13 protein-coding genes and 1 pseudogene are annotated in these 16,087 nt (G+C 64.4%); 3 read left to right on the top strand and 11 right to left on the bottom strand.

The window, feature by feature from the left end; genetic code table 11:
• Positions 1-26: 26 nt before the first annotated feature.
• Positions 27-1,604 carry a gamma-glutamyltransferase family protein gene (locus tag AKN84_RS31670; RefSeq protein ID WP_050424405.1) on the bottom strand — a complete coding sequence of 526 codons (1,578 nt, stop codon included), beginning with the start codon at positions 1,602-1,604 and terminating at the stop codon, positions 27-29.
• 339 nt (positions 1,605-1,943) lie between these two features.
• Positions 1,944-2,618, bottom strand: a complete 675-nt coding sequence (locus AKN84_RS31665) for a helix-turn-helix transcriptional regulator (RefSeq protein ID WP_050424404.1) — start codon at positions 2,616-2,618, stop codon at positions 1,944-1,946.
• 179 nt (positions 2,619-2,797) lie between these two features.
• On the opposite strand from AKN84_RS31665, the gene AKN84_RS31660 reads away from it, so the two are divergent.
• A complete protein-coding gene (locus AKN84_RS31660; protein ID WP_128971302.1) occupies positions 2,798-4,042 on the top strand; it encodes a serine hydrolase domain-containing protein in 1,245 nt (414 codons plus the stop codon).
• Positions 4,043-4,058: 16 nt separating this feature from the next.
• Here the strand turns inward: AKN84_RS31660 and AKN84_RS31655 are convergent, their stop codons facing one another.
• The 9 genes and pseudogenes from AKN84_RS31655 to AKN84_RS31615 form a co-directional block, all read right to left on the bottom strand.
• Complete coding sequence (locus tag AKN84_RS31655; RefSeq protein ID WP_050424403.1) at positions 4,059-5,462, bottom strand: amidase; 1,404 nt, start codon at positions 5,460-5,462, stop codon at positions 4,059-4,061.
• A gap of 86 nt (positions 5,463-5,548) precedes the next feature.
• Entirely contained in the window at positions 5,549-6,310 is a 762-nt protein-coding gene (locus AKN84_RS31650) for an SDR family NAD(P)-dependent oxidoreductase (protein WP_050424432.1), read from the bottom strand.
• Between the two features lie 59 nt (positions 6,311-6,369).
• Positions 6,370-7,080, bottom strand: coding sequence for an ABC transporter ATP-binding protein (locus tag AKN84_RS31645; RefSeq protein ID WP_128971301.1), 711 nt, complete (start codon positions 7,078-7,080; stop codon positions 6,370-6,372).
• Positions 7,070-7,789: an ABC transporter ATP-binding protein gene (locus AKN84_RS31640; protein ID WP_050424402.1), complete on the bottom strand. Its 720-nt coding sequence runs from the start codon at positions 7,787-7,789 to the stop codon at positions 7,070-7,072. Before AKN84_RS31640 ends, AKN84_RS31645 begins: the two co-directional genes overlap by 11 nt.
• Before the next feature lie 3 nt (positions 7,790-7,792).
• The gene (locus AKN84_RS31635; RefSeq protein WP_050424401.1) at positions 7,793-8,866 is read right to left on the bottom strand and encodes a branched-chain amino acid ABC transporter permease; all 1,074 of its coding nucleotides are present in this window, start codon (positions 8,864-8,866) and stop codon (positions 7,793-7,795) included.
• Between the two features lie 13 nt (positions 8,867-8,879).
• Positions 8,880-9,745: pseudogene (locus tag AKN84_RS50485) on the bottom strand (ABC transporter permease subunit).
• A gap of 94 nt (positions 9,746-9,839) precedes the next feature.
• Entirely contained in the window at positions 9,840-11,054 is a 1,215-nt protein-coding gene (locus AKN84_RS31625) for an urea ABC transporter substrate-binding protein (protein WP_244485619.1), read from the bottom strand.
• Between the two features lie 60 nt (positions 11,055-11,114).
• Positions 11,115-12,110, bottom strand: a complete 996-nt coding sequence (locus AKN84_RS31620; RefSeq protein WP_050424399.1) for an acetamidase/formamidase family protein — start codon at positions 12,108-12,110, stop codon at positions 11,115-11,117.
• A gap of 18 nt (positions 12,111-12,128) precedes the next feature.
• Positions 12,129-13,529 (bottom strand): amidase, encoded by a 1,401-nt coding sequence (locus tag AKN84_RS31615; RefSeq protein ID WP_050424398.1) that lies wholly within the window; start codon positions 13,527-13,529, stop codon positions 12,129-12,131.
• 432 nt (positions 13,530-13,961) lie between these two features.
• Here AKN84_RS31615 and AKN84_RS31610 point away from each other — a divergent pair, with 432 nt between their 5' ends.
• Both AKN84_RS31610 and AKN84_RS31605 read left to right on the top strand, forming a co-directional pair.
• Positions 13,962-15,125 carry a transporter substrate-binding domain-containing protein gene (locus AKN84_RS31610; RefSeq protein ID WP_050424397.1) on the top strand — a complete coding sequence of 388 codons (1,164 nt, stop codon included), beginning with the start codon at positions 13,962-13,964 and terminating at the stop codon, positions 15,123-15,125.
• Complete coding sequence (locus AKN84_RS31605; protein WP_050424396.1) at positions 15,122-15,721, top strand: ANTAR domain-containing response regulator; 600 nt, start codon at positions 15,122-15,124, stop codon at positions 15,719-15,721. The genes AKN84_RS31610 and AKN84_RS31605 overlap by 4 nt, the downstream gene beginning before the upstream one ends.
• Positions 15,722-16,087 lie beyond the last annotated feature (366 nt).

The raw sequence follows: 16,087 nt of genomic DNA, 5'->3' as shown, positions 1-16,087 counted from the left end.
AATGACGGGGTGAATTTCACAGACTTTCAGAACCCCAGCGCCAGGCCGTCCTTGCGGTGGTCGGAGGCGCCGAACAGAACGCCCCTGGCGTGGTCGATGCGGATTGCCTGGCAGCCGCCGATCGGCTCCTCAGAGAAGCGGGCCTCGTGACCGCGGGCGCGCAGTTCGTCGCGGATATCAGCCGATATCGTCGTCTCCAGCGACAACGCACCGTCGAAGGCAAAGGAGCGCGGTGCCTCGGCCGCCGCCTGGATGTCCATCTTCAAATCGAAGATGTTCGAGATCAGATTGGCATGACCCGCGGCCTGGTAATGTCCGCCCATCACCCCGAACGACATCACGGTCCTGCCGTCCTTGCGCACGAGGCCCGGGATGATCGTGTGCATCGGCCGCTTGCGCGACCCGAGCGAATTGAGGTGTCCGGGCCTGGCGCGAAAGCTCCAGCCGCGATTGTGCAGCAGGATGCCGGATTTCGGCGCATAGATGCCGCTGCCGAACGGATAGAACAGCGAATTGATCAGCGAGACCGCATTGAGGTCGCGGTCGACCACCGTGACATAGACGGTGTCGCGGTGCTCGATATCGTCCCAGGTCGCAGGCGCGGACGCGCTGTTCATGTCGATCTTGCTGCGGATCCTTCCGATATAGTCTTCGCCAAGGAATGCAGCCGGATCGACCTTGCCGGTCGCCGGATCGCAGAAGAAGGCGTCGCGCGCGCGATAGGCGGCCTTGGTGGCTTCGGCGAGCAGATGGATGCGATCGGCCTGCGCGAGTGAACCGACATCGTAGCCGGCGAGCGTGCGCAGGATCATCAGCGCGGCCAGGCCCTGCCCGTTCGGCGGACACTCGACCACGTCGTGATCATGGTATTGCGCCGAGATCGGCTGCACATAATCCGAGCTGTGCGCGGCAAAATCGTCGGTGCTGTGGGCGCCGCCCAGCCCGCGCAAGATGCCCGTCATCTCGTCGGCGGCCTCGCCTACATAAAAGGCATCGCGCCCATGCTGCGCGATCCGGCGCAGGGTGCGGCCGAGCGCAGGTTGGGTGCGGATGTCGCCAACCTCAGGCACCTTGCCGCCGGGAAGGAACTGCGCCGCCGCATTGGGGTCGATCTCGATCCGGGCGCGAAAGCGGCGCCAGTCCTCCGCGACGCGCGGCGTGACGCAGAAGCCCTGCTCGGCGGCCGTTATCGCCGGCCGGAAGATATCCTCCAGCGACTTGCTGCCGTGATCGGCGACCAGCCGGCACCACGCGTCGATCGCGCCGGGCACGGTCACCGCCTCCGGCGCGGTCGGCGGAATGTCGCGCGCCCCGCTTGCGGAATATTTCTCGACATCGATACCGGCCGGCGTGCGGCCCGAGCCGTTCAGCGCGATCGGTTCCCCGGCTTTCGGTGAATATAGCGCAAAGCAGTCGCCGCCGATCCCGGTCATCTGCGGCTCGACCACGCCCTGCACCGCGACCGCCGCCACCGCGGCATCGACAGCATTGCCGCCGGCCTTCAGCATCTCGACCGCGGCAAGCGTCGCCTGCGGATGCGAGGTCGCGGCCATGCCCCGCTCCGCAACCGCCACCGAGCGGCCGATGGCCATGAAATCACGCATGTCGCTTCCTCTGATGTTGCGAGCGGCAGCCGCTCGCCAACATTGTCGAATACGACACCGGTCCGCAGGGAACTCTCGGCCGGCCGCGCGGTGGGCGGCAATCCACCCAACGGTGGATCGGGTGGACAAATCATGTCGCGAGAATATGGACCTGTGACTCAGAGGCCGCGCCACTCACTCGGTGTCGTCCTGGCGAAAGCCAGGACCCATTGCCCCAAATGGCAATTGCTGTGCGACGCTGAAGCCACAAAACCCGCTCACAATCAACGGCGGTGTTTATGGGTCCTGGCTTTCGCCAGGACGACGACTGGAAGGCAGCTGAACCGTGATGCTCGCGCCCTAATGCGGACGCGACATCATCGCTACCACCGCCGACCGCGTCTCGACGCCGAGCTTCTCGAAGATGTGGATCAGGTGCGTCTTGACCGTCGCGAGCCCGATGTTCAGGCATTCGCCGATCTCGCGGTTGGTGCGGCCGCAGCACAACAGCTCGACCACCTCCATCTCGCGCGAGGTCAGGCCGTAGCGCGCCGGCTCGTCGGGATTCGGCGACAGGCGGCTGGTCAGGTTGAACTCGAGATAGTCGTGGATCTTCTCGGCAATATGCATGCTGCCTTCGGGGATCGCGCAGCCCGGCGCCCAGAGCACGCTCATGCCGGCGACGATCCGGTCGTTGCGGCGGAAGAAGAACTCGATCATGTCGGCGACGCCGCATTGGCCGGCGAAGGCGCGGTAGGTCGCCGCCTCCTGGGACGCGCATTGGGCGAGCGCTGTGCTCAGCCGGGCAATTGACCGGTTGCTCGCGGAGCGCGGATGCAGCGGATCGAGCCGGTTCATGCCGGCAAGGTACTGGTCGTGGAAACTCGGCGGGACGTTGCTGGAGAGCACGAAGCGGTTGAGGGTCAGATTGCCGTCGACCTCGTAGAACGCGGTCGCGGACCCCTCGAGAATCCCGCGCGCGAACTGAATGGCCTGCGTGGTTGCCGGATCCGGTCGGCCCAGAAGCGCGATCATGACCTACCTCCCGATGTTTCCCGATGGCGAACGTCTACGCGTCGCATGCCTGGCACGCTGGGGCAGACGCAGGGCGTAGTCAAGCAATTTGCGGGCCAAGCGCACATCCTGGAAACGGTTACGCCGGAGTAACCTCAGACCCCCCTCCACCATCCGGTTGATTGCGGACGGCGCGACCCATGCGGAACTTTCGCACCTCCCCATGTCATCATTGGATCAAGAATGAATTCGCGTCGCATCATGCCGCCTTCCCGTCGGCGGCCGACGAACAAGTCACCCTCGCCAACTGGCGTCAGCATCCCTATAACGAGTGGGCGTTCCGCAATGTCCGCGAGCTGCTGCCAACCGCGAACATCGCACGCGCATCGGCGCCGGCGCCGCTGTCCTTTGCGCCGCGCTATCTCGACGACGTCAGCTTCGCCGATCCGCGCGGCGAGACGGTGGGCGTCGGCCAGGCGCTGCGCACCAGCCACACCGACGGCATCGTGGTGTCGCATCGCGGACAGGTCGCGTTCGAATGGTATGCCCACGGCCTGGCACCGGATACGCCACACCTGATCTTCTCGGTCAGCAAGTCGGTCGCCGGCACGCTTGGCGGCATCCTGGCCGATCGCGGCAAGCTCGATCCCGACGCGCCGGTGACGCGCTACATCCCGGAGATGGAGGGATCGGTCTATGGCGGCAGCTGCACGGTGCGGCATCTGCTCGACATGAGCGTCGGCATCCGCTTCGACGAAGACTACATGGCGCGCGACGGCGACATCATGAACTACCGGCGCTCGACCGGCTGGGAGCCGCCGGATCCGGCGATTCCGCCGAGCAATCTGCGCGACTATCTGCGCACGCTGCGGCCGAACGGCGCGCCGCATGGCGAGACCTTCCACTACGTCTCGACCAACACCGACGTGCTCGGCTGGGTCTATGAGCGCGCCTGCGGCATGTCCTATGCGAAGATCCTCTCGCACTATCTGTGGCAGCCGATGGGCGCCGAGCACGACGCCTACATCACCGTTGATTCGCGCGGCGCGGCGCGCGTCGCCGGCGGCGTCTGCGCGACACTGCGCGACCTCGCCCGCTTCGGCGAGATGATGCGCAATCACGGCATCAGCAACGGACGGCAGGTGGTGCCCGGCTGGTGGGTCGACGACATCAGGCAGAACGGCAATGCCGAGGCGTGGTCGCGCGGCGACCTGACCAAGGTGTTTCCGAACGGCAATTACCGCAACAAGTGGTACACGCTCGACCGCGGCGAAACGCCGTTCGCGGCCGTCGGCATCCATGGCCAGTGGATCTACATCGATCCGGCCAATGAGACCGTGATCGCGCGCGTGTCCTCGCAGCCACTGCCGATGGACCTCGATCTCGACCACATGTGGATGCGCGGCTACCGCGCGATCGCGGCCAGGCTTGCCGGCACGGCCTGACCGGTTGACGGTGGCCTCATTCGACAGGAGGCCGCCGCGTATGCCAGTCCGTAACCGACTGGAACGCGGCGCCGGCGCGGACCAACACGTCCTCGGACAGATGCGGACCGACCAGCTGCATGCTGAGCGGCATCTGGTCCGAGGCCATGCCCATCGGCAGGGTGATGGTCGGGCTGCCCGAGAAGTCGAATACCGCGGTGAAGCGCAGGATGCTCAAGAGCACGTTGGGGTCGGCGCCGTACTCGCTCATCTTGGTCAGCGTCGGGATCGGCACCGGCATCGTCGGGATCAAGAGGAGATCTATATCCTCGAACATCGCGGCGAGGCTGCCCGCGAACCTCAGCCGCTCGTGATGGATCGCGGCAATGTCGACGCCGCTCATCGCCCTGCCCTGCTCGATCAGCTGGGCGAGGTCCGGCCCGTATTCCGACTTCCGCGACGGGTAAGTGTCGAGATGCGCCTCCGCCGTCTCCACCGAGCACATCGCAATCCACTGGCTGACGAGCTTCTGGTACGGCGGGACATGCACCTCGCGGATGTCGGCACCGAGATCGGCGAGCGTACGCTCGGCTTGCACCAGGGCGGTGACGACCTGCCGGTCGATACCCTCCTGGGTGTACCTGCGATCGACGCCGATCCGCAGGCCCCTGATGCCCTCGCCTGCCCCGGCCAGATAGTTCGGCACTACCGCCCGTAACGCGGTCGGATCGTTGGCGTCAGCGCCGGCGATGACGCCCAGCATCGCCGCGGCGTCCGCAGCGCTGCGGCACATCGGCCCGACGTGATCGAGCGAGTCCGCCAACGGGAAGATGCCGTGACGGCTGACGCGGCCCCAGGTCGGCTTGATCCCGGTCAGGCCGCAGGTCGCCGACGGAAACCTGATCGAGCCGCCGGTGTCGCTGCCGATCGAGCCGTAACAGAGCCCCGCCGAGGTCGCGACACCCGATCCGCTCGATGACGAGCCGACCCAATAGTTCACATTCCACGGATTGAGCGGAGCCTCGACGGCCGGATGGTGGCTGGTGTAGGCGCCCTCCGTCATCTTGAGCTTGCCGAGCGTCACCGCGCCGGCGACTTCGAGCCGGTCCACGATCGTGGCGTTGAAGGACGGCACGAACTTGGCGTGGATCGTGGTGCCGCCCGTGGTTGGCGCAAACGTCGTGTAGCAGAGGTCCTTCAGCCCGATCGGAACGCCGTGCAGCGGGCCGCGCCAGATGCCCCTGGCGATCTCCGCATCGCGCTGTTTCGCCTGGGCCATGGCGCGCTCCGCAAGAACGTGCGCGTAGCCGTGAAACTGCCCATCCAGTTTCGCGATCCGGCCGAGGATCACCTCCGTGATCTCCGAAGACTTCACCTCGCCGCGGCGAATGAGCCCGGCGATCTCGGTGATCGACTTGTAGTGCAATGGATCCGCTGACATCTGACGCCCTGCTGTTTTCGGAAAATGCCTGCCCGGACCGCCGCTCCGGGCGGCGGTCTCATCACTGTGCTGACGGCCTGCTGCGCCTAGAACTGGACGCCGCGTGTCAACGCTCCGTCCACGACGAGGTTGGTCCCCGTGATGAAGCTCGCCGCCTTGCTGGCAAGGAACACCGCGGCATTCGCCATCTCCTGCGGCGTGCCCATGCGGCCGGTCGGGTTGAGCGCAAGCGCTGACTTGTACAGTTCGGGATTGCCGTCCTTGATCATGTTCCAGACACCACCTTCGAAATAGGTGTTGCCCGGCGACACCGAATTGGCCCGGATGCCCTTGGCGGCGAGCTGGTAGGCAAGCCCCTGCGTGTAGTGGATGATCGCAGCCTTGAACGTCCCGTAAGGACCGCTGGCAAAATCGACTTCGCGACCCGAGACGCTGGAGATGGTGACGATCGCTGCCGCCTTGCTCTTCTCGAGATGGGGCATCGCGGCGTTGACGAGCCGCACCGTGCCCATCATGTCGGTGGAGAATTCCTTCTCCCAGCTCTCCTCGTCCTGCCCGATCGAGAGCGCGCTGACATTGGCGACCACGACATCGACGCCGCCGAGCTTGGATGCCATGTCGGCAACCCAGGCCTTCAACGCCGGTCCGTTCGCGACGTCGACCGCGCCGCCGAACGCCGCAACGCCCTTGGCCTTGATCGCGGCAACCGCGGCGTCGACATCCGCCCGGTTGCGCGCGCAAATACCGACATTGGCGCCTTCAGCGGCAAAAGTGTCGGCGATTGCCCTGCCGATGCCCTTGGTGCTGCCGGTGACGAGAACCTTTGCTCCCTTGAGTCCCAGATCCATGTCCATTCCCTCCGTCATTATCGATTATGGAAACGCTATTCACCACATGGCGCAGCCGATCAGAGCAGCAGCTGCGCGCGAACGTTGTCTTCGTTGACCTCCTCACCGGCCAGCGACCGCGTGATCTTGCCCTTCTCCATGATGTAGCAGCGCTGGGCGATCGCCAGGATGGTGTCGAGGTTCTGCTCGACGAAGATGATCGTCGTCCCGAGCTCGCCGCGGAACGATTGCAACGCCTCGCAGATGTGCTGCACGATCGACGGCTGGATGCCCTCGGACGGCTCGTCGAGGATCATCAGAGACGGATTGCCGATCAGCGCGCGACCGATCGCAAGCTGCTGCTGCTCGCCGCCCGACATGGTGCCGGCGACCTGCCGCCGGCGCTCCTTCAGGCGCGGAAAATACGCGTAGACGAGTTCCGGGAGCTTCTTTCCATCGGGGCCGCCGATCAGCTCGCCGACCTGCAAATTTTCCTCGACGGTCATTTGCGGAAACACGTCGCGGCCCTGCGGGATGTAGCCGAAGCCGGCGCGCGCCCGCGCATCGGCCTCGAGCTGCGTGACATCCTGATCCATGAAGGTGATGGTGCCGCGCCAGCTCTGCAGCAGGCCGATCAGGCAGCGCATCAGCGTCGACTTGCCGACGCCATTGCGGCCGATCACGCCGACGATCTCGCCGCGCGAGACCTGCATGCTGACGCCCTGCAGGATCGGCGTCGCGCCGTAGCCCGCCCAAAGTCCCGAGACGTCCAGAATTCGATCAGTGGGCATGGGTCTTACCCAGATAGATTTCCGCGACCTTCTCGTCTTCCAGGATAGCCTCGAGGCTGCCGCGCGCGAAGATCTTGCCAAGATGCAGGACGGTGACGCGCTGGGCGACCTGGCGCACGAACGCCATGTCGTGCTCGACCACCAGCACCGTCATGCCTTCGGCGTTGAACGACTTGATCAGCTCGCCGGTCTTGTGGGTCTCCTCCGGCGACATGCCGGCGGTCGGCTCGTCCAGCAGCAGCAGCTGCGGCTGCAATGCCAACGCCATCCCGATCTCCAGCCATTGCTGCTGGCCGTGCGACAGCGCGCCGGCGAGCTTGCCGCCGTCGTCAGCCAGATTGAGCAGCGTCAGCAGCCGTTCTTCCTCTGCAACGCATTCTGCGCCCGAAAGCCGCTCCTGGAGAGCGACCTGGATGTTCTGCCGCACCGGCAGTTCCCTGAACACGCTCGGCGCCTGCATCTTGATGCTCATGCCGCGCTGCACCCGCGCGTAGGGCCGCTCGGCGGTGATGTCGATGGAGTCGAAGAAGATACTGCCCGTGGTCGGCGGATAGAGGCCGACGATCAGCTTGAACAGCGTGCTCTTGCCGGCCCCGTTCGGTCCGATCAGGCAGTGGACCTCGCCGGCATTGACCGTCAGGTCGACCTCGGAGACCGCGGTCAATCCACCGAAACGCTTGGAGACGCCCTTCACATCGACCAGTGCCATGAATCAAGTCTCATCCGATTGCAGGCGGCTGGTATCGGCCAGCGCAGGAACCTCGTCGCGGCGTCGGCGCCGGTTCCACCGGTCGACAACGAGCTTGCCGATACCGAGCACAAACCCCTGCGGCGCCAGCATCACGGTGGCGAGCAGCAACGCCCCCATCAGCACCAGCGCGGCCTGCTGGCTGTACACCGTGATGGTCTGGAAGCCGAACAGCAGCAGGAACGAGCCGACCAGGGTCGCGGTCAGATCATTGCGGCCCGAGAACGCGACCCACACGATCGGCATCGCGGCAGCCGGCAGGCCGATGCTGGAGGGCGTGATGAACTGGCCCCAGGACGTGTAGAGCGCGCCGCTGAGGCCCGCGAGGCCGCTGCCGATCACGAAGGTCAGGAGCTGGTATTTGCGGACGTCGTAGCCGAGCATCTCGGCGCGCTGCGGATTTTCCCGCGTCGCCACGATCACGTTGCCGACACTCGAGTTCACCAGCATGCGCAGCGCGATGTAGACGATCACGATCAGCGCAATCATGACGTAATAGAGCGCCGATCCCTCGATATCAAAGCTGCCGACGGTGAGCGGGTCCATTCCCTTCATGCCGTTGAAGCCGTTCAACCGCGCCGAGCCGATATGCCATTCCGGTCCGGCCGTCTGTCCAAGGAAGAAGGCGAGCACCAGCGTCGCCGACAGCGTCACGATGCCGAAGAAGATCCCGCTGATGCCGCCCCAGATCATGAAGTAGCCGAGGATCCCGGCCGCGATCATCGCAATCACGACCGAAAGGACGAGCGCGGCGATCGTAGTCGTTCCGCCGCCCATGTTGATGGCGAGTACGCCATAGCCGTAGCCGGCGATGCCGAAGAAGAAGGTCTGGCCGAACGACAGCATGCCGCCATAGCCCCACATCAGGCAGAGCCCGAGCGCCATGAATATCCAGATCAGGAAGTAAGCGAAATTGCCGACGTCGTAGGAATCGGCGAACAAGGGATAGATCAGCGCGCCCGCCAGCACGGCAAGGAAACAGGACCAGAAGATCTTGCCGCGTCCGAGCGTCTGCGGACCGTCGAGCAGCTTCAACATCGGAAATTCCCGTCTAGCGCCCACGACGCACCAGCACGCTGGATAGCCCTTCAGGCAGCACACGTATGATCAGGATGACAGCAAACAGCATGCCGATCTGGCCGATGATCTGGCCGTAGCTTGCATTCAGCGCCATCCGGATCATCGCCAGGAACACCGCGGCCGGCGCCGTTCCGAGCAGGACATTGGCGCCGCCGATCACCACGGTGACAAAGCTCTCGACCACGAAGGTTGCGCCCATGGTCGGGATCAGCGTCATGGTCGGCGCGTACAGCGCGCCGCACAGTCCCGCGAGCGCGGTGCCGATCCCGAAGCTGATGGAATAGATCCGTCCGGTGCGCGCGCCGAGTGCCTTCGCCATCGCGGCGTTCTGCATCGTCGCCCGCGCGATCACGCCAAACCGCGTCTTCATGAAGATGATGTAGAGCCCCGCCAGCACCGCCACCGCAGCGCCGAACAGCACCAGGCGGTAGGTCGAGAACGTATAGCCGCCGATCGCGAAGCTTCCTTCCGGCGTGCCGATGCCGCGCACGGCAGAGCGACGATCAGCAGCATCGACTGCGTCACGATCAGACTGAGGCCCCAGGTGGCGAGCAGTGAATCGAGCGGACGCTTGTAGAAGCGGCGCACGATCAGGAGCTCGACGATCATGCCGATGATCCCCGCCGTCAGCGCCGCCAGGATCTGAGCGATCGGCAGCGGCACGCCGAGATTCACAAGTCCCACGGTCACGTACGCGCCGCACATGATGAACTCGCCATGCGCCATGTTGATGACGCCCATCATGCCGAACACGATGGCAAGGCCGGCCGCCGACAGGATCAGGAACGCGAAGACGTCGGCGAACTGATAGAATACCGAGAAGAGTTCAGCCGCCATTCCGCTCTCCGTTATCACGGCGCCGCATCATTGCGGCGCCGCTTCGCTTGCAAGTCATGACGCACAACACGAGCAAGATTCGTGCCCGCACGCATCACGATTTGCTGGGAAGATGGCTCGGCGTGTACTGATCCTTGTCGTTCTTCTTGGTGAGATCGCAGCCGATTTCGCCAAGCCAGTACGGCTGGATCGTTCCGTAGTCCTTCTCGACGGTCACCTCATGCTTGGGCCCGACCGAGATCAGGCGCATGCGGTGAGACGTATGCTGGCTCTTCGGATCGATGCAGACCTTGCCCTCGGGCGCATCGATGCAGGCATCGCCAGACGCGATCACCTTGCGCATGTCCTCGAGCTTGGTCGACTTCGCCTTCTCGACCAGCGCCTTGTACATGTAGAGCGCGTTATAGGCGTTGTAGCCCATGTCGTTGATGTAGAGTTCGTCGGGGAACTTGGCGTGCCAGCGCTTTTTGAAGTCGTTGGCTTCGGGCGTGTCGATCTCCTCGAACCAGTTCGCGGTCGCATGCATGTTGTTGAGCGCCGGCGGCTTGAACCGCTTGTGCTCGAAGCCGAGCATGACCTTGATCGAGGACCCCATCGGCAGGTTGAGATTGGCCGCGGCCGCCTGCTCGAAGAAGGAGTCCTGCGCGGCGCCGACATTGATGGTCAGCAGCCAGTCCGGCTTCGCCTTCTGGATGTTCTGGATCGTCTGCGCGAACTGCGACACGCCGAGCGGGATGAATTCCTCTCCGACGACCTCGCCGCCGAGATCCTTCATGATCTTCCGGTTCCACTCGGCCGAGATCTGGCCGAAATTGTAGTCCGCGGCGATGACGTAGACCTTCTTGCCGAACTTCTGGACCATCCAGGGGATCAGGGTCGAGAACTGCTGCTCCGGCACCGCGCCCATGCTGACCATGCTGGCGTCGCAGACACCGCCTTCATACTGGTTCGTATAGAAATACGGCGTGGTGGTGCGATCGACGATCGGACGCAACGCCTCGCGCGAGGCCGAGGTGATGCCGCCGATCAGTACATCGACCTTGTCGCGATTGAGCAGCCGCCGGCCGAACTCCTGATAGCGGGCGTTGTCGCCCTGCGGATCAAGATGGATCAGCTCGATCTGCCGGCCGAGAATGCCGCCGCTCTTGTTGATCTCCTCGACCGCCAGCTGCGATCCGTGCAGCTTCGGCATGCCCATGAAGGCAAGGTCGCCGGAGACGTCCTCCAGCAAGCCGACCTTCAGCGGCGGTTCTGCCGCCTGCGTGTTACCTATTGCCGCGATTCCAAGCATTGCACCAAGCAAAGCCATTCCAACTATTCGCCCCGAATTCATCGCGATGTTCCCTGTCGTTGAATGATTGTTGGAAGTTCACGCCTTGAGGTAATTCTTCAGGATCGACGCCCCCATCGTGTATTTGGGGTCGACCATGTTGCCGAGCCGCATCCGGCCGGCCTGGCTGAGCAGCATGTAGGCGTCGATCTCATCGAAGCCGTAATCGGCGCTCATCCAGCGCACGAGCTCGCGATAGGCGATCCGCGCCGCGTCTTCGAGCGGGCGCGCACTGCCGATCGTCATGATGAAGTCGCGCGTCTCCAGCCGCGGCCAGGCAAAGCTCCAGTTCTTGATCAGGTCGATCTGCAGCGTCACGGTCGCCCTCTGTTCGAGCGCGACGCCCGAGAGTTCGCCATCGCCCTGCGTGGCGTGGCAGTCGCCGACATAGAGCAGCCCGCCTTCGGCATGCACCGGCAGATAGATGATCGCCCCCGGAGCGACGTCGGGCAGATCCATGTTGCCGCCGTGATAATCGGGCTGCAGCGAGGAGATCGCCTCGATCTCGGGCGACACGCCGATCGTGCCGATGAACGGCTCATAGGGCAGCGTGATCTTGTCGCTCCAGCGCACGCCGTTGCGGTCGACATGCAGCTTCTTGACGCGTTCGGGCAGCGGCGGATTGAGCAGTGCCGTCGATGCGGTCCCGACCAGGCCGCCGAACTCCGGAATGATGCAGGTCGTGCCGGCCGGCTGCGCGCCGCGGGTCTCGACGTCGCGGATATGGACGGCGAGGCAATCGCCCTTTTTGGCGCCCTTCACGGCGATCGGCCCGCATTGCGGGTTCAGGTAAGGGAAATTCAGCTTGGCCGTGGGGCTGTCGCTTTCGCCGGTGAGCACGCCGCCGAAGGCATCTTCGGTCTCGACGACGACCACCCCGCCGGGATCGATCGACAGGGTCGGCTTGGCATAGGGTCCATAAACATAATGGAAACCGCCCTGCTGCTCGATCGTCAGACTATGGGTCGTGCCGGTCGCGCCCTTGGCGACGGCCCGCTTGGCCATGATGGAACTCTTCAACCAATCTTCGGTCATGCGAACGGCTCCTTAGGCTCAGATCGCGGGATGGCGCTTGTGCCAGTCGGTGACGCGCTGGAAGGCATCGCCCGCACGAACGAGGCTTGCTTCGTCGAAGTGACGGCCGACAAACTGGAAGGCGACCGGGCCACCGTTCGGTGCGAAGCCGCCGGGAAGCGTCACGGTCGGGCTGCCGGTCATGTCGAACGGACAGGTGAAGCGCAGCAGCCCGGTGATCAGCGACGGGTCCTCACCCAGCGCCGCCATCTTGGCCAATGTCGGCGCAGCGAACGCCTGGGCCGGGACCGCGATGAGGTCGACCGCCTCGAACAGCAGCCGCACCGCGCCGCGGAACGCCTCACGCCGCAGCACGATCTTCTGATAGTCCATGCCGGACTGCGCCCGGCCGAGATCGAGCAGGCCGGCGAGCGCCGGACCGTATTCGTCCTTGCGCGCGGGATAGGTTGCTTCGTGTGCCACGGCCACCTCGATGCCGCACAGCGGAAACCAGTCCTCGATGACGGCCTTCGGATCAGGGAACGTGATCTCCTTGATTGTCGCGCCGAGGTCAGCCGCGACGCGCAGGCCGTCGCTGAGCACCTTGCCTGCAGCCTCGTCGGTGCCCTCGCTGGTCCAGCGCCGATCAACCCCGATCGACACGCCGCGCAATTCTCCCGTCAGGCCTGCGAGATAATCCGGCACGGGCAGCGGCACGGAGGTGGTGTCCTTGGGATCCTGCCCTGCGATCACGGCGAGCATCGCGCCGCAATCAACTGCGTTGCGCGCCATCGGACCGATATGGTCAAGCGTGGCTGCGAGTTCGAACGCGCCGTAACGGCTGACCCGTCCCCACGTCGGCTTCAGCCCGGTGATGCCGTTGGCGGCCGAGGGAAAGCGGATCGACCCGCCGGTATCGGTTCCAAGCGAGCCGAAGCAAAGCCCCGCGGCGGTGGCGACGCCGGAACCGCTCGAGGACGCACCGGACCACAGATCGGCGTTCCAAGGATTCTTCGGCGGATCGATCTTCGGGTGATGGTCGGCATAGGCACCCTCGGTCTGCTGCAGCTTGCCGAGAATGATCGCCCCGGCATCCTTCAGCCGCGCCACCACCGTCGCGTCCTCGTTCGGACGGAAATCGCGATGAATGGTCATGCCGTGCGCGGCCGGCGCGCCCTTGGCCCAGCACAGATCCTTCACCGCAATCGGCACGCCGTGCAGCGGTCCCTTGATCTTGCCGGACGAGATGTCCTTTTCGGCCGCTGCTGCATCAGCAAGCGCTGCCTCGCCCATCACATGAGCGTAGCTCTTGAGCTTGCCGTCGAGCTGATCGATCCGTCCGAGCATCGCCTTGGTCACCTCGACCGGCGAGAGCTTCCTGGCCTGGATTTGCTGCCCGACCTCAATCAGTCCGAGATAGTGAAGATCCGTCGTCGGCATCGTTTCTCATCCCCGCACTTGGCACCGCACTTGGCACGACGCAAGCGCAGGCACTGCCCATCACCGCGCATGCGCCTCCGGCTTGGCGACACGGGCGTGTCGCCAATTTGTTTGGCGGCAAAAGCAAAAAGCCACCCGCCCCTCCGAAACGAAGGGGACGAATGGCCCAAATGCCGCAGCTATGATCTATCGCAAGGGACCGTGATCGAACGGAGCACTCTGCGCGGCGATCGGGACGTCATCGGCCAGATCGACGCACGCAAGGTTCGACAGGAAGCCCTGTAGGAGAAAATTCTAAGGAGGTGTGCAGCGCGTTGTCAACGAGGCTGGCTGCACAAATTTCGCAAGGTGCATGCGCAGCAAATCGGCATGACCTCTTGCACCGACCTCTGCGAAGATGATTTCCTTCGCAAGTTGCATTGAAAGTCGTCGATGACAAAGCCGTCCATCCCCGTTGGCATTATCTGCTCGCAGCATGGGCCCTATCAGGCCATGGGACGCGAGATCCTGAAGAGCGCCATGATGGCGGTCGACGAGATCAACGAGCAGGACGAGTTCGACTTCTCGATCGCTGCGCATGTCCGCGATCCCCGCGGGATCATTTCGGAATACCATACGGTCTGCGACGACCTCATTCGCAATGTCGGGGTCGAGCACATCATCGGCTGCTACACTTCGGCCTCGCGCAAGCAGGTGCTGCCGATCGTCGAGCGCACCGATCGCATGCTCTGGTATCCGGCGCGCTATGAGGGGTTCGAATGTTCCGACAACGTGATCTATGTCGGCGCCTCGCCCAATCACAACGTGCTGCCGCTGGTGCGTTACGTGCTCGACAATCTGTCGCGCGAGATCTTCTGTGTCGGCTCCAACTATGTCTGGACCTGGGAAACCAATCGCGTCACCCGCGAGCTGGTGACGGCGGCGCGGGGAAAGATCCTCGCAGAACGCCTGCTCGAACTCGGTGAAAGCGCGGTCACGCACATCGTCGACGAGATCGTGCGGCGCCGGCCGCCGGTCGTCTTCAACACGCTGGTCGGCAGTTCGAGCTATGATTTCATCCGCGCCTTCCATGCGGCAACCCTCGGCGCGGGTCTCGACATCCCGATGCTGAGCTGCAGCCTGTGCGAGCCCGAGCTCAAGATCGCCGGCCCCGCATCGGCCGGCTGCATCACGTCGTCGGCCTATTTCGAGAGCATTCGCCTGCCCGAGAACCAGGCCTTCGTCGCGCGCTGGAAGGCACGTCACGGCGAGCACTCTAGCCCGTCCGTCGACGGCCAGTCCGCCTATGTCGCAGTCTATCTGCTGGCCCGCGCATTGCAGCGCGCCGGCACATCCGACATCGGCGAGGTGCGGCGTGCCGCGGCCGGCCATCGCTACAATTCGCCGCAAGGTCCGGTCTGGATCGACGGCAGCAACAACCACTGCGTCCTGACGCCGCGGCTCGCCGTCTCCAACGCCGATGGACAGTTCGACATCTTCTGGGAAGCTGAAGCGCCGGTCAGACCGGATCCTTATCTGACGCAGCTCGACATCGCCGCCGGTCCCGCACGGGATGGAACGTTGCCGAATGCGCCGCATTTGCGGGTCGTGAAATGAGCAAGCCGTCGTCGTTTTCGCTGCGCGGACGCAAGGCGCTCGTTGCCATCAAGGACGAGCGCGACGCTACGATCGTCAGGCGCCAGTTCGAGCGTCTCGGGATCGACATCGTCACATGGGAGCCGAGCTTGGAGCCCGGCGTCAATATCGACTGCCGGCCGGACGTGGCGCTGATCGACGACGAGTTCCTGCCGCTCACCTCACCGGCGCAGCGCACCTCGCTTCGACGCAGCCCGGTCATCGCCCTGCTCGGCACGGAGACGCCGAGCCGCCTGAAGCTGGTGCTCGACCTCGATCCCGCATCGTTCCTGGTCAAGCCGCTGCGCTCGGCCGGCATCTATGCCGCGCTCGTGCTGGCCTTCGAGCGAAGCGAGCGCACCCACGAGCTGAAGCAGCAGGTCGTCAAGCTCGAACAGCGGCTTCGATCCCGCCGCGTCGTGCTCGCCGCGGTGCTTCAGGTCATGCACACCCAAGCGCTGGCCGAGCCGGCCGCCTTTGCGCTGATCCGGCGGGCAGCGATGGAGCAGCGCAAGACCATCGAGGAGCTCTCGGCCGAGATCACGGCCAACGGCTCCCTGCCCCGGGCGGCCGGTTAGCTGGTATCGCCGATGCCCGGCCCAAGACCGGGCATGACTAGTCCGTGGAGCGATCGAGCACGATTGCCCTGCCGCCGCAGGTGCGCGCTACCAAAATATCGAAAACAACCCCATGCAAAGGAGCTGGCGGCTGCCGGCGTTCGACAGGGCAGCTTGACACGTCGGGCAACTCAGGGGTATATTTCTAATATTCCGAAATCGTACAGCCACCCCTCGCCCAAGCGCGGGGCGAGAGGAAGCGGAGCCTGCTCGATTCAAAGTCAGGTCATCGCGCTTTAGCTCTTTGTTTGAGCATGATCTCCGCGCAAACGCCTTTGGCGTTTGTCGCGAGGGAAAACCGCTTCGCACATTTCCGGATCATGCTTT

The organism is Bradyrhizobium tropiciagri (assembly GCF_001189845.1).
GTDB lineage: Bacteria > Pseudomonadota > Alphaproteobacteria > Rhizobiales > Xanthobacteraceae > Bradyrhizobium > Bradyrhizobium tropiciagri.
Note: the sequence above shows the minus strand (reverse complement) of the source record. Positions and strands in the feature narration are given on the sequence as shown.

Excerpts from the sequence above, each read along its gene's own strand:
- AKN84_RS31665 (WP_050424404.1), bottom strand. The coding sequence starts at position 2,618 with ATGATCGCGCTTCTGGGCCGACCGGATCCGGCAACCACGCAGGCCATT.
- AKN84_RS31605 (WP_050424396.1), top strand. The coding sequence starts at position 15,122 with ATGAGCAAGCCGTCGTCGTTTTCGCTGCGCGGACGCAAGGCGCTCGTT.
- AKN84_RS31670 (WP_050424405.1), bottom strand. The coding sequence starts at position 1,604 with ATGCGTGATTTCATGGCCATCGGCCGCTCGGTGGCGGTTGCGGAGCGG.
- AKN84_RS31660 (WP_128971302.1), top strand. The coding sequence starts at position 2,798 with ATGCGGAACTTTCGCACCTCCCCATGTCATCATTGGATCAAGAATGAA.
- AKN84_RS31615 (WP_050424398.1), bottom strand. The coding sequence starts at position 13,529 with ATGCCGACGACGGATCTTCACTATCTCGGACTGATTGAGGTCGGGCAG.
- AKN84_RS31625 (WP_244485619.1), bottom strand. The coding sequence starts at position 11,054 with ATGGCTTTGCTTGGTGCAATGCTTGGAATCGCGGCAATAGGTAACACG.
- AKN84_RS31640 (WP_050424402.1), bottom strand. The coding sequence starts at position 7,789 with ATGGCACTGGTCGATGTGAAGGGCGTCTCCAAGCGTTTCGGTGGATTG.
- AKN84_RS31610 (WP_050424397.1), top strand. The coding sequence starts at position 13,962 with ATGACAAAGCCGTCCATCCCCGTTGGCATTATCTGCTCGCAGCATGGG.
- AKN84_RS31620 (WP_050424399.1), bottom strand. The coding sequence starts at position 12,110 with ATGACCGAAGATTGGTTGAAGAGTTCCATCATGGCCAAGCGGGCCGTC.
- AKN84_RS31650 (WP_050424432.1), bottom strand. The coding sequence starts at position 6,310 with ATGGATCTGGGACTCAAGGGAGCAAAGGTTCTCGTCACCGGCAGCACC.
- AKN84_RS31655 (WP_050424403.1), bottom strand. The coding sequence starts at position 5,462 with ATGTCAGCGGATCCATTGCACTACAAGTCGATCACCGAGATCGCCGGG.
- AKN84_RS31635 (WP_050424401.1), bottom strand. The coding sequence starts at position 8,866 with ATGTTGAAGCTGCTCGACGGTCCGCAGACGCTCGGACGCGGCAAGATC.
- AKN84_RS31645 (WP_128971301.1), bottom strand. The coding sequence starts at position 7,080 with ATGCCCACTGATCGAATTCTGGACGTCTCGGGACTTTGGGCGGGCTAC.